The following is a 12,620-nucleotide window of genomic DNA, read 5'->3' as shown; positions in this document are numbered from 1 at the left end:
AGAGATCATCCGGCTCCGGCGAGGCCCACCACCAGCCAGATGAAGGCGGCGCCGCCGACCGTGAAGAGCAGGGTCGAGCGGGCCGGGTGCTCGTGGTGCGCCTCGGGCAGGATCTCGGCGGCGGCGAGGTACAGCAGTACGCCGCCGAAGAGGCCGAGATAGCCGCCGAGCAGTTTCACCGGGATGGTGACGAAGAGCGTGGAGGCGGCTCCGACGACCGGCGCCGCCGCGTCGGCGAACAGCATGGCGATCGCCTTGCGGCGCGCGTTCCCGTACAGGCTGGTGATCGTGTAGGTGTTGAAGCCGTCCGCGAAGTCGTGCGCGACCACCGCGAGGGCGACCGCCAGGCCCATACCGCCGCCCACCTGGAAGGCGGCGCCGATCGCGACGCCGTCCATGGCGCTGTGCCCGACCATCGCGGCAGCGGCCGTCAGGCCCACCTCCGGCGCCCGGCCGGCGCATTCCTCGCCGCCGTGCGCGGCCTGCCGGGCGGCCAGCAGCCGTTCCACCAAATGGGCGAGGAGGAACCCGGCGACGAACAGCAGCAGGGCGGCCGGTACGCCGAAGACCTCGCCGCCCGCCGCGCGCAGCGCCTCCGGCAGCAGGTCGAGGCCGACCACGCCCAGCATCAGCCCACCGGCCAGGCCGAGCACCAGATGACGGCGGTCGGTCACCCGCTGTGCCGTCCAGCCGCCGGCCAGCGTCATCAGGAACGCGCCGAGCGCGACGAGGACCGCCATAGGCCCTTGCTATCCGATCAGGCCCCGGTCCCGCATGTCCAACGGCCGGGTGGCCACCGGACCGGCCGCCGAAATCTTTTCGCAGCACCCGAGTTTTCGTAGGAGAGGACCCATTCCCATGGCCGATGCCCCCACCGGCAAGGTGACCTTCGTCGGGGCCGGGCCCGGCGCCGCCGACCTGCTGACGTTCCGCGCCGCGCGTGCGATCGCCGAGGCCGACGTCGTGATCTGGGCGGCCAGCCTGGTGCAGGCCGAGGTTCTCGAACACGCGCGCGAAGGCGCGGAGATCCTGGACTCGGCGACGATGTCCCTCGAGGACGTCGTCGCCGTGTACGAGCGCGCCGCCCGCGACGGCCTGCGGGTGGCCCGGATCCACTCCGGGGACCCGGCCCTGTGGGGCGGCACGCAGGAGCAGCTCGACCGGTGCGCGGGCCTGGACGTCGAGACCGAGATCGTGCCCGGCGTCTCGTCCTTCTCCGCGGTGGCCGCGCTCGCCCAGCGCGAGCTGACGATTCCCGAGGTCGCGCAGTCCGTGATCCTCACCCGGCTCGGCGGCGGCAAGACGCCGATGCCGCCCGGTGAGGAGGTCCGGGAGTTCGCCCGGCACGGGACGACCATGGCGCTGTTCCTGTCGGCGGCCCGCAGCGGCCAGCTGGTACGGGAGCTGCTGGAGGGCGGCTACCCGACCTCGACACCGGTCGTGGTCGCGTACCAGGCGACCTGGCCGGAGGAGCTGGTCGTCCGGTGCACGATCGGGACGCTGGAGGAGACGGTCAAGGAGCACAAGCTCTGGAAGCACACGCTGTTCCTGGTCGGTCCGGCGCTCGACGCGAGCGGCACCCGCTCGCATCTCTACCACCCCGGTCACTTCCACGGCTTCCGCAGGGCCGACCCGCAGGCTCGTGCGGAACTGCGTGCGGCACGGCGCGGCAGTACGTCGTGATCACCGTCGTCGGTACGGGGACGGGGGCGCCGCTGCCACCGGACGCCGAGGCCGCCGTGGCCGGGGCCGCGCTGGTCGTCGGCGCGCGCCGGCACCTGGCGGCGGCACGGCTGCCCGAGGGCGCGGAACGGATCGTCCTCGGGCCGCTCGCACCCGCCCTCGACGCCATCGCCCGATGCCTCGACCAGGCGGACGGGACGGAGGAGACGGACAGGGCGGAGAACGGGCCCCGGGCGGGGCGCGGGGAAGGCGGGGCGTGCGAGGAGCCCGGGCAGCCCGGCGGACGAGAGGCGCGCGGGCAGCACGGGGATCGCGGGGCACAGGAGACGTACGAGGATCGCGGGGCGGAGGAGACGTACGAGAGTCGTGGGGCGCAGGAGGCGTACGGGCAGCAGGGCGGCCGGGTCGTCGTGCTCGCCTCCGGTGATCCCGGGTTCTTCGGCATCGTGCGGGCGCTGGCCGAGCGGTTCGGGTCACGGCGGCTGGACGTGCGGCCCGGTGTCTCGTCCGTCGCGACCGCCTTCGCCCGGGTCGGGCTGCCCTGGGACGACGCGGTGGTGGTGAGCGCCCACGGGCGGGACCTGCGCACGGCCGTGCACGTCTGCCGGTCCCGTCCGAAGGTGGCCGTGCTGACCGGCCCCGGCTCCGGTCCCGCCGAACTCGGCGCCGCGCTCGCCCACCGCTCCGGCGCACGTGTCCTCGTCGTGGCGAGCGCCCTGGGCGACCCCGCGCACGAACGGGTGGAGCAGGTGACGCCCGCCGAGGCCGCGGCCCGCGACTGGGGTACGGCGGTCAGCGTCGTCCTGTGCCTGGACGAGTCGCGTGTCCTCGCTCCCGTGCGGACGGTCGCGGGACCGGCCGCCGGGCCCGACCGCTGGGCCCTGGACGAGAGCGAGTTCGCGCACCGCGACTCGATGATCAGCAAGTTCGAGGTACGGGCGCTCGCGCTGGCCCGGCTCGGGCCACGTCTCGGGGACCTGGTCTGGGACGTCGGGGCGGGCTCCGGGTCCGTCGCCGTCGAGTGCGCGCGGTTCGGTGCCGCCGTCACCGCGATCGAGAAGACACGGGACGGCTGCGACCGGATCCGGGCCAACGCCGGGGCGCACGGCGTCGACGTGCGGGTCGTGCACGGGGCGGCGCCGACCGTGCTGTCCGATCTGGAGGATCCGGACGCCGTCTTCATCGGCGGTGGAGGACGCGAGCTGCCCGCCATCGTGACGGTCTGCGCGCGGCGCGCCCGGCGGGCCGTCGTCGTCGCCATGGCCGCGCTGGACCGGGTTCCTGCGGTCCGGGACGCGCTCGACGCCGCCGGGTTCGCCTGCGACGGCGTACTCCTGCAGTCCTCCCGGCTCGCGCCGCTGCCGGGGAACGTCACCCGGCTCGCGGCCACCAATCCCGTCTTCCTGCTGTGGGGCGTCCGGCCTCCGGCCCGTACCGAAGGAGTCCCCCAGTGATCGGCCTGATTTCCGCCACGGCGGCGGGCGCGGCTGCCCGTGACCGGCTGGCCGCGGCCTGGCCCGCTCGTACCCGCGTGTACGACGGGTCCGGCGACGCGGACGCCGGGTCCGGCGGGTCCCTCGGGAACGCCGTGCGGCGCGCCTTCGCCGAGTGCGACCAGCTGGTGTGCTTCCTCGCCACGGGCGCGGTGGTGCGGCTGGTGGCGCCACTGCTGGCCGACAAGAGGACCGACCCCGGCGTGGTGTGTGTCGACGAGGCCGGGCGCTTCGCCGTGTCCCTCGTCGGGGGACACGGCGGCGGCGCGAACGAACTGGCCCGCGAGGTGGGCGAGTTGCTCGGCGCCGAGCCGGTGGTGACGACGGCGACGGACGCGGTGGGGATGCCCGGCCTCGACACGCTGGGTCTCCCCGCGGAGGGGGACGTCGCCGGCGTCACCCGGGCCCTGCTGGACGGCGAACCCGTCGGCCTGGACGCCGAGTCGGCCTGGCCGTTGCCCGCACTGCCGCTCGCGGCGGAGGGCGCCTTCACGGTCCGGGTCACCGACCGGGCCGTCGCACCCGCCGAGCGCCTGGTGATCCTCCGCCCGCCGTCCCTCGTCGTCGGCGTGGGCGCCTCGAAGGGCGTCCCCGTGGACGAGGTGCTCGGGCTCGTCGAGGACGCCCTGCGCGACGCCGGACTGTCCGCGCGGTCCGTCGCCGAACTCGCCACCGTCGACGCCAAGGCCGAGGAGCCCGGCATCGTCGCGGCCGCCGGGCGGCTCGGGGTGCCCCTGGTCACGTACACCGCCGGGGAGTTGGCGGCGGTCGACGTGCCGAACCCCTCGGACGCGCCGCTCGCCGCCGTGGGCACCCCGTCCGTGGCGGAGGCCGCGGCCCTGGTACGCGGTGGTGAACTCCTCGTCCCCAAAAGGAAGTCGGCGCGGGCGGACGGGCAGCCCGCCATGGCCACCGTGGCGGTCGTACGCCGTGCGGCGCGCGGCCGGCTGGCGGTGGTCGGGCTCGGCCCCGGCGCCCGGGACCTGCTCACCCCCCGGGCCAGGGAGGAACTGCGGCGGGCCTCGGTGCTCGTCGGGCTCGACCAGTACGTCGACCAGATCCGCGACCTGCTGCGGCCCGGCACGCGGATCCTGGAGTCGGGGCTCGGAGCCGAGGAGGAACGGGCGCGCACGGCGGTGTCCGAGGCGCGGCGCGGACAGGCCGTCGCGCTGATCGGCAGCGGGGACGCGGGCGTGTACGCGATGGCCTCGCCCGCGCTGGCCGAGGCATCGGACGACATCGACGTCGTCGGGGTGCCCGGGGTGACCGCCGCGCTCGCGGCGGCGGCGATCCTCGGCGCGCCCCTCGGCCACGACCACGTCTCGATCAGCCTCTCCGACCTCCACACCCCGTGGGAGGTCATCGAACGGCGGGTACGGGCGGCGGCCGAGGCCGATATCGTCGTCACGTTCTACAACCCCCGCAGCCGGGGCCGCGACTGGCAGCTCCCGAAGGCGCTCGCGATCCTCTCCGGGCACCGGGAGCCGACGACGCCGGTGGGTGTCGTCCGCAACGCCTCGCGCCCCGACGAGAGCGGCCGCGTCACCACTCTCGCGGGACTCGATCCCGCGACGGTGGACATGATGACCGTCGTGACCGTGGGCAACACGGCGACCCGCGAGATCGCCGGACGCATGGTGACACCCCGCGGCTACCGCTGGCAGGAGGAGCCCAAGTGAGCCGAGTGAGCCAGGTCTTCCCGGAGCCCCGGGTCGTCCACCCCATCGAGCAGGAGTCCTTCCGGCGGCTGCGCGCCCGCCTGGACACCTCGCACTTCCCGCCGCTGACCCGTGCCGTCGTGGAACGGGTCGTCCACTCCGCGGCGGACCTCGACTACGCGAGCGACCTCGTCACCGACGAGAGCACCCTGGCCACGGCGCACACCGCGCTGCACGCCGGGGCACCGGTCGTGGTGGACGTGGAGATGGTCGCGGCGGGAATCACCCGTCGCTCCACCGTCTGCCGCCTCAGGGACGCCAAGTCCGGTCCGGGGTTGACCCGTTCGGCCCACGCGATCCGGCTCGCGTACGAGGACGTGGGGCCCGGCGCGCTCTGGGTGATCGGCTGCGCGCCGACCGCCCTGGAGGAGCTCCTCACCCTGGACGCCGATCCGGCGCTCGTCATCGGTCTGCCGGTCGGCTTCGTCGGCGCGGCCGAGTCCAAGGCCGCGCTGCGCGAGAGCGGACTGCCCGCTGTCAGCAACGTGTCCGAGAAGGGCGGTTCGGCGGTCGCCGCCGCCGCGCTCAACGCCCTGCTGTACCACCCCGTACCGAAGGAGAAACCGTGACCACCCCGCCCCCCGCCCTGCTCATCGCCGGACACGGCACCCGGGACGCGGCCGGAGCCGAGGCCTTCCGTTCCTTCGTACGGGAGTTGGGGCGCCGCCACCCCGAACTGCCCGTCGCCGGCGGCTTCATCGAACTGTCGCCGCCGCCGCTCGCCGAAGCGGTGGGCGAACTGGTCGACCAGGGCGTACGCCGGTTCGCCGCCGTACCGCTGATGCTGGTGTCCGCCGGGCACGCCAAGGGTGACATCCCGGCCGCGCTGGCCCGTGAGAAGGAGCGGCACCCCGGGATCTCCTACACGTACGGGCGTCCGCTGGGCCCGCACCCCTCGCTGCTCGCCGTCCTGGAACGGCGGCTCGACGAGGTCCTCGGCGGCACCGTCCGCACCCCCGCGGACCGGGCCGACGTCACCGTGCTGCTCGTCGGGCGGGGCTCCACCGACCCGGACGCCAACGCCGAGGTGCACAAGGCGGCGCGGCTGCTGTGGGAGGGACGCGGGTACGCCGGGGTGGAGACGGCGTTCGTGTCGCTGGCCGCGCCGGACGTGCCGTCGGGCCTGGACCGCTGCGTGCGGCTGGGCGCCCGCCGGATCGTCGTCCTGCCCTACTTCCTCTTCACCGGCATCCTGCCGGAGCGGGTACGGCAGCAGACCGAGGGCTGGGCCGCGGCGCACCCCGACGTCGAGGTGCGTTCGGCCGACGTCATCGGCCCGGAGCCGGAACTGCTCGACCTGGTCATGGAGCGGTACCGGGAGGCCGTGCGGGGGGACCTGCGGATGAACTGCGACTCCTGCGTCTACCGCATCGCGCTGCCCGGCTTCGAGGACAAGGTGGGGCTGCCGCAGCAGCCGCACTTCCATCCGGACGACGACGGCCACCACCACGACGGTCACCACGGGCACCACCATGGTGGTCCCGCCCACTCCCCCTCCCATGCGCACTGACGACGCCGGGGGTCCGGGGCGCGACGGGAACGGCACCGGGGCGGACGCGCACGATCTGCGGCACCACGGCGACGCCGAGGTACGGGACGGCGGTTCGGCGCTCACCGACCTCGCGGTGAACGTCCGCGCGGACACGCCTCCGGTGTGGCTGCGGGAGCGGATCGCCGCCTCGCTGGGCGGGCTCGCCGCGTATCCGGACGGGCGGGTCGCGCGGGCCGCGGTGGCGGCGCGGCACGGACTGCCGGTGGAGCGGGTGCTGTTGACCGCGGGTGTCGCCGAGGCCTTCGTGCTGCTCGCCCGTGGCCTGAAGTTCCGTCAGCCTGTCGTGGTGCACCCGCAGTTCACCGAGCCGGAGGCGGCACTGCGGGACGCCGGACACGCCGTCGACCGTGTGCTGCTGCGCGAGGAGAACGGCTTCCGGCTCGATCCGGGGGCGGTGCCCGAGGACGCGGACCTCGTCGTGATCGGAAACCCGACCAACCCGACGTCGGTGCTGCACCCCGCCGCCTCGCTGGTGGAACTCGCCCGGCCCGGACGGACGTTGGTCGTCGACGAGGCGTTCATGGACGCGGTGCCGGGCGAACGCGACGCGCTGGCCGGGCGGACGGACGTGCCCGGCCTCGTCGTACTGCGCAGCCTCACGAAGACGTGGGGGCTGGCCGGGCTGCGGATCGGCTACGTCCTCTCCGATCCCGGGACGATCGTGGAGCTGTCGCGGGCGCAGCCGCTGTGGCCGGTGTCCACGCCCGCGCTCGCCGCGGCCGAGGTCTGCATGTCGTCCCGGGCGCTCGCGGAGGCCGGCCACGCGGCCCGGCGGATCGCCGCGGACCGGGCCCATCTGGTCGCGGGGCTCAGGGAGTTCGAACCCGACGGGTTGCGGGTCATGGAGCCCGCGGACGGTCCGTTCGTCCTGGTGCGGCTGCCCCGGGCGCCCGCGGTACGGGACCGGTTGCGCGGGCTGGGATTCGCGGTGCGGCGCGGGGACACGTTCCCGGGCCTGGGGGAGGACTGGCTCCGACTGGCCGTACGGGACCGGACCACCGTCAACGGATTCCTGCAAGCGCTGGACCGAGCGATGACGGGGACACGGCGCTGACCTCCGGGGCGGCTGGGGATGCCTTCTCGCCCCCGCCGCCCCTACCCCCAGGGACAGGGGCGCAGCCCCGTCCCGCGAGGGGCGCGGGGAACTGCGCGCTCAACCCCCACCAACCCGCACCCAACCCCCGGCCCGACAGTGGCGCAGCCCCGTCCCTCAGGAGCGCGGGGAACTGTGCGACCGGCCCCCACCAACCCGCACCCGGCGAGAGAACCCCGCGTCAGGGCCGGGTACGGCGTCGTCCCAGGGCCACCGCCCCCGCACCCGCGGCCAACAGCACCACCCCACTCCCCACGATGTACGGCGTGGACGACGACCCCCCGGTCTCGGCCAGCCCCGCCTCCGTCTTCGCGGGCGCCTCCGCGGGCGCCTTCGCCGGCGCCGCCTCCTTCGCGGGCGCCCCCTGCGGCGTCACCTCGGACACGGGCGCCCCGCCGCCCGTCTCCCGCACCGGCGCGGCCGGAGCCGCGCACGTGACGCCCGCGAGGGTCAGCGTCCCCTCCACCTCGGCCACGTTCAGCTTCAACGGGTTGATGGACACCTTCAGGACGAGCGCGGACGCGGCCGCCGTCCGCGACGAGGTCTGCGCCTTGGCGAAGTCGATACGGACGTCGCCGACCCCCGGTACCTTCACCTCGGTCGGGCCGCCCGCCGTGACGGTGACCTTCTTGCCGAGGACCGTCACCGCGCCCGGCACGTTCGTCGAGGCGACCGGCTTGCGGCCCGCCTCGCAGGTCGCCTTGGAGGTGACCTGGGAGAGCTCGACGAGGGCGAGCAGCGGGAGTCCGGGGACATGGATCCTGGCGTGCGCGAGGTTCGTGGACGCCTCGGCCTTCGTCGGCGTCACCGTCGCCTTCGCGGTGGCGGCGTCCGCGCTCAGCACACTGAAGGGCCGGCCACCGGCGACCCCGTCCAACCGGGCTGTCAGCGCGGTGCGTTCGGCGCTCCGCGGCGCCTGCACCTCGTTGAGGGAGACGGCGAGCGGGACGTTCACCGTCTTGTTGAGCAGGGACACGTCGAGCCCGGTGCGCAGGACGACGGCGCTCGCCCGGCCCTGCGAGCCGGTGGCGTGCGCGGAGCCCGCACCGGCCAGCACCACCGGAGCGGCGGCGAGGACGGTGGCCGCCGCGGTCGCGGTGAACCGGCGTGCGGGCATGCGGAAGTAGTCGGTGTTCAAGGGTGGGACCCCCAGGAGAGAAAGCTTGGGACCCGGAAAGAATTACGTACTAAGAGTGAACGGGCGGCAACCTGACGTGACTTCACTCCAACGTGGCGCATCCGTGAATCCATTCGAATCCCACGGCACGGGAATCGCCCGGCGTCCCACGGCCCGGTGCGCCACCCCGAACACCCGGGTCGCCACGCGTTATCCGACCGGCCGCCCGTTCAGCACCACCAGACGCGGAGCGCCCAGCACCCGTAGGTCCGCGCGCGGATCCCCCTCGTACACCACCAGGTCCGCCGGCGCCCCCTCGTCGAGCCCCGGCCTGCCGAGCCACCGCCGGGCGCCCCAGGTCGTCGCGGAGAGCGCCTCGACCCTCGGGATGCCCGCGGTCACCAGCTCGGCGACCTCGCCCGCGACCAGTCCGTGCGGAAGCGTGCCGCCCGCGTCCGTACCGACGTAGACCGGGATTCCGGCGTCGTACGCGGCGCGCACGGTGTCGTACCGCCGCTCGTGGAGGCGGCGCATGTGCGCGGACCAGCGCGGGAACTTGGCGTCTCCCCCGTCGGCGAGCCGCGGGAAGGTGGCGATGTTCACGAGTGTGGGGACGATCGCGACCCCGCGCGAGGCGAACAGCGGGATGGTGTCCTCGGTGAGCCCGGTCGCGTGCTCGACGCAGTCGATGCCGGCCTCGACCAGGTCGCGCAGGGAGTCCTCCGCGAAGCAGTGCGCGGTGACCCGGGCGCCCAGCCGGTGGGCCTCGGTGATCGCGGCCTCGACGGCGTCGCGGGGCCAGCAGGCGCTCAGGTCGCCCGTGCCGCGGTCGATCCAGTCGCCGACCAGTTTCACCCAGCCGTCACCGCGCCGGGCCTCCCGGGCGACGTACGCGACCAGGTCCTCCGGCTCGATCTCGTGCGCGTAGTTGCGGATGTAGCGGCGGGTGCGGGCGATGTGGCGGCCCGCACGGATGATCTTCGGGAGGTCGGCGCGGTCGTCGATCCAGCGGGTGTCGGAGGGCGAGCCCGCGTCCCGGACGAGCAGCGTGCCCGCGTCCCGGTCGGCCAGCGCCTGCTTCTCCGAGACCTCGTCGGGAACGGGCCCGTGCTGGTCGAGTCCGACGTGGCAGTGCGCGTCGACGAGTCCGGGCAGCACCCAGCCCGCGACGGTGCGGACGTCACGGGCGCCGGCGGGGCGCTCGTAGGTGATCCTCCCACCGACGACCCAGAGTTCGTCCCTGACCTCGTCGGGCCCGACGAGCACCCGCCCCTTCACGTGCAGCACCGCGTGATCACTCATGGACTGCACCCTAGTTCGGGCCGCGGTCCCCCCGGTCCACCCGGTCCGCGCGGCCGGGGCCCTCCTCCTCCACGTCCGCCATCGCGGGGTCCAGCAGCCGGGAGAGGAAGTGCCGGGTGCGCTCGTTGCCCGGGTTGCCGATGACCTGCTCGGGGGTGCCGTCCTCGACGATCACCCCGGCGTCCATGAAGACGACCCGGTCGGCGACCTCGCGCGCGAACGTCATCTCGTGGGTGACGACCATCATCGTCATGCCCTCGTTCGCCAGCCTGCGCATCACCGCGAGCACGTCACCGACGAGTTCGGGGTCCAGGGCGGACGTGGGCTCGTCGAAGAGCATCACCTCGGGGCCCATGGCGAGCGCGCGGGCGATCGCCACGCGCTGCTGCTGACCGCCGGAGAGCGAGGCGGGATAGGCGTCCGCCTTCTCCGACAGGCCCACCCGCGCGAGGTTCTCGGCGGCCACCTTCGCCGCCTCCGCCTTGTCCCGCCCGAGCACGCGGCGCTGCGGCAGCGTGAGGTTCTCGGTCACCGACAGGTGCGGGAAGAGGTTGAACTGCTGGAAGACCATGCCGATGCGGCGGCGCACCGCGTCGATGTCGACATCCGGGTCCGTGACCTCCGTACCGCCGACGAGAACCCTGCCCCCGGTGGGTTCCTCCAGCAGGTTCACGCAGCGCAGCAGCGTGGACTTGCCGGAGCCGGACGGCCCGATGACGCAGACGACCTCGCCCGAGCCGATCTCCAGGTCGATGCCGCGCAGCACCTCGTTGTCACCGAAGGACTTGCGCAGGTCCTTCACTTGGATCTCGGGCCTGCTCACTTGGTGGCCTCCCCGGCCTTCGCCTCAAGACGGCGTACGACGAAGCCGAGCGGGATCGTGACCAGCAGATAGCACAGGCCCGCGACCAGGATCGGCGTGGAGTTGGCGGTCTGGCTGGCCAGGTCGCGCCCGAACTTGGTGAGTTCGCGCTCCTCCAGCGTGACACCGAGGAAGAGCACCAGCGACGAGTCCTTGAAGAGGAGCACGAGTTCGTTGGTGAGCGGCGGGATCACGATGCGGAACGCCTGCGGGACGACGATCGAGACCATGGCCCTCGCGTGCGAGAAACCCAGCGAACGGGCCGCTTCCATCTGGCCCTTGGGGACCGCCTGGATGCCCGCGCGGATCGTCTCGGCCATGTACGCGGCCGAGACCAGGCCGAGCGCCAGCGCCACCTTGCCGTACGTACCGCCGGGGATCTGTGTGCCCGGGAAGGCGAGCGGCACGGCGACACCGACGAACACGAAGATCAGCAGGGCGGGCAGGCCCCGGAAGATCTCGATGTAGATGCCGGCGACCCAGCGGTAGGGGCCCACCGGGGACAGCCGCATGAGGGCGATGACCATGCCGAGCACGAGACCGACGACGAAGCCGGACATCGTGTAGAGCACGGTGTTCTTCAGCGCCAGCGTGATGACGTCCGGGAACATCTGCCGGACCAGGTCCCACTGGGCGAACTGGTTCTTCAGGCGTCCCCAGTCGGCCGTGACGGCGAAGGCGATCACGGCCGCGACGAAGACGACGTACTGGGCGCCTCGCGAGAGCGCGCGCTTGCGCCGCCGGGTCAGTCCGCTCCCGCGGGGCCGTACCTGTGCGTCGCCGTCCCTCATGAGGCGGACGGGGAGGCCGTGGCGGCGCTCTCGTCGTAGGGGCCGATCCACTTCTCGTACAGCTTCTTGTACGTACCGTCCGCCTTCGCGCCCTTGATCGCCGCGTTGACCGCGTCGACGAGCTTGGTGTTGCCCTTCTTCACCGTGAAGCCGTACTGCTCACCGGTGTTGAGGTTGTCCACCACCTTGAAGGCGCCGGCGTTGGCCTTGTCCTTCAGCCAGCCCTGGACGACCGGGTAGTCGATGATGACGGCCTGGACCTGACCGGTGCGCAGACCGTTGAGCACCGCGTCGGAGGACTCGAAGGAGACCGGGTCGAAGCCCTGCTTCCGCGCGTAGTCCTCGCCGGTGGTCTGCGCCTGGGCGCCGAGCTTCTTGCCCTTGGCCTTCAGACCCGCGAGGGAGTCGATGCCGCTCTTCTTGTCCACCAGGACGGCCTGGGTGGCCTCGAAGTACGGGTCCGAGAAGTCGACGTTCTTCTTGCGCTCCGGGGTGATCGTCATGCCGGCCGCGGCGAGGTCGCACTGGCCGGAGTTGAGGAACGCGCCCGTCTTGAAGTTCTCGAAGGGCGTGTCGACGATGGCCTGCTTCACGCCGAGGTCCTTGGCGACCAGGTCGATCAGCGAGACGTCGAAGCCCTGCACCTTGCCGCCGATCTCCGACTGGAACGGCGGGTACGGGAGGTGGGTGCACGTCGTGAGCTGCCCCGCCTTCACCAGGGGAACCCCGTGGGCGGTGGTCCCGCCCCCTGAACCTGACGAACACCCGGCCACGAGCAGCAGCCCGGCCGTCGCGGTGGTGGCGGCCAGCATGCGCGTCCGTCGTCCGGGTACCGAGTTCACGGAGACCTCCTGTGGGGGAATTGAGAGTTCCGATTATAAGGAGAAGTTTGACTTACTCAAACCAATCCGATGGTTCTCGCGCGGTTCGACCTCGGAAGTCATGCCCGCCATGGTGTCCATGTCGATGACGCACCCGCGTCCGGCCGTCCGTCCGTCCGACGGTCGCC

General features: G+C 73.3%; 12 protein-coding genes. 6 read left to right on the top strand and 6 right to left on the bottom strand.

All coding sequences use genetic code 11. The annotated features are described in order from the left end of the window. Positions 1-5: 5 nt before the first annotated feature. On the bottom strand, positions 6-740 hold the full coding sequence (locus GFH48_RS30425; RefSeq protein WP_153291305.1) for a ZIP family metal transporter: 735 nt from the start codon (positions 738-740) through the stop codon (positions 6-8). 118 nt (positions 741-858) lie between these two features. On the opposite strand from GFH48_RS30425, the gene cobM reads away from it, so the two are divergent. From cobM to cobC, 6 genes are read left to right on the top strand one after another with little or no spacing between them, the layout of a single operon-like run. Beyond that, positions 859-1,683, top strand: coding sequence for a precorrin-4 C(11)-methyltransferase (cobM, locus tag GFH48_RS30420; protein WP_153291304.1), 825 nt, complete (start codon positions 859-861; stop codon positions 1,681-1,683). Beyond that, a complete protein-coding gene (gene cbiE / locus GFH48_RS30415; protein WP_153291303.1) occupies positions 1,680-3,137 on the top strand; it encodes a precorrin-6y C5,15-methyltransferase (decarboxylating) subunit CbiE in 1,458 nt (485 codons plus the stop codon). The genes cobM and cbiE overlap by 4 nt, the downstream gene beginning before the upstream one ends. Then, positions 3,134-4,855, top strand: a complete 1,722-nt coding sequence (cobJ, locus tag GFH48_RS30410) for a precorrin-3B C(17)-methyltransferase (protein ID WP_153291302.1) — start codon at positions 3,134-3,136, stop codon at positions 4,853-4,855. The genes cbiE and cobJ overlap by 4 nt, the downstream gene beginning before the upstream one ends. 5 nt (positions 4,856-4,860) lie before the next feature. Then, entirely contained in the window at positions 4,861-5,463 is a 603-nt protein-coding gene (locus GFH48_RS30405) for a precorrin-8X methylmutase (protein WP_153293187.1), read from the top strand. Further along, a complete protein-coding gene (locus GFH48_RS30400) occupies positions 5,460-6,404 on the top strand; it encodes a sirohydrochlorin chelatase (RefSeq protein ID WP_153291301.1) in 945 nt (314 codons plus the stop codon). The genes GFH48_RS30405 and GFH48_RS30400 overlap by 4 nt, the downstream gene beginning before the upstream one ends. After that, positions 6,394-7,500, top strand: a complete 1,107-nt coding sequence (gene cobC / locus GFH48_RS30395) for an Rv2231c family pyridoxal phosphate-dependent protein CobC (RefSeq protein ID WP_153291300.1) — start codon at positions 6,394-6,396, stop codon at positions 7,498-7,500. The genes GFH48_RS30400 and cobC overlap by 11 nt, the downstream gene beginning before the upstream one ends. 220 nt (positions 7,501-7,720) lie before the next feature. Here the strand turns inward: cobC and GFH48_RS30390 are convergent, their stop codons facing one another. The 5 genes from GFH48_RS30390 to GFH48_RS30370 form a co-directional block, all read right to left on the bottom strand. Then, positions 7,721-8,677 (bottom strand): SCO1860 family LAETG-anchored protein, encoded by a 957-nt coding sequence (locus tag GFH48_RS30390; RefSeq protein ID WP_153291299.1) that lies wholly within the window; start codon positions 8,675-8,677, stop codon positions 7,721-7,723. A 189-nt stretch (positions 8,678-8,866) separates the two neighbouring features. Further along, positions 8,867-9,958 carry an amidohydrolase family protein gene (locus tag GFH48_RS30385; RefSeq protein ID WP_153291298.1) on the bottom strand — a complete coding sequence of 364 codons (1,092 nt, stop codon included), beginning with the start codon at positions 9,956-9,958 and terminating at the stop codon, positions 8,867-8,869. A 10-nt stretch (positions 9,959-9,968) separates the two neighbouring features. Further along, the gene (locus GFH48_RS30380) at positions 9,969-10,781 is read right to left on the bottom strand and encodes an amino acid ABC transporter ATP-binding protein (protein WP_153291297.1); all 813 of its coding nucleotides are present in this window, start codon (positions 10,779-10,781) and stop codon (positions 9,969-9,971) included. Continuing rightward, positions 10,778-11,611, bottom strand: coding sequence for an amino acid ABC transporter permease (locus tag GFH48_RS30375; RefSeq protein ID WP_153291296.1), 834 nt, complete (start codon positions 11,609-11,611; stop codon positions 10,778-10,780). Before GFH48_RS30375 ends, GFH48_RS30380 begins: the two co-directional genes overlap by 4 nt. Continuing rightward, positions 11,608-12,453, bottom strand: coding sequence for a transporter substrate-binding domain-containing protein (locus GFH48_RS30370; RefSeq protein WP_153291295.1), 846 nt, complete (start codon positions 12,451-12,453; stop codon positions 11,608-11,610). The genes GFH48_RS30375 and GFH48_RS30370 overlap by 4 nt, the downstream gene beginning before the upstream one ends. Between the last annotated feature and the right edge of the window lie 167 nt (positions 12,454-12,620).

It is taken from the genome of Streptomyces fagopyri (genome assembly GCF_009498275.1).
In the GTDB taxonomy this organism is placed as follows: domain Bacteria; phylum Actinomycetota; class Actinomycetes; order Streptomycetales; family Streptomycetaceae; genus Streptomyces; species Streptomyces fagopyri.
This window is presented reverse-complemented; position numbering and strand designations above follow the sequence as displayed.

What these genes read in the sequence shown, in the direction of transcription:
- GFH48_RS30375 (WP_153291296.1), bottom strand. Translation starts at nt 11,611, where the DNA reads ATGAGGGACGGCGACGCACAGGTACGGCCCCGCGGGAGCGGACTGACC.
- GFH48_RS30425 (WP_153291305.1), bottom strand. Translation starts at nt 740, where the DNA reads ATGGCGGTCCTCGTCGCGCTCGGCGCGTTCCTGATGACGCTGGCCGGC.
- cobC (WP_153291300.1), top strand. Translation starts at nt 6,394, where the DNA reads ATGCGCACTGACGACGCCGGGGGTCCGGGGCGCGACGGGAACGGCACC.
- cobM (WP_153291304.1), top strand. Translation starts at nt 859, where the DNA reads ATGGCCGATGCCCCCACCGGCAAGGTGACCTTCGTCGGGGCCGGGCCC.
- GFH48_RS30385 (WP_153291298.1), bottom strand. Translation starts at nt 9,958, where the DNA reads ATGAGTGATCACGCGGTGCTGCACGTGAAGGGGCGGGTGCTCGTCGGG.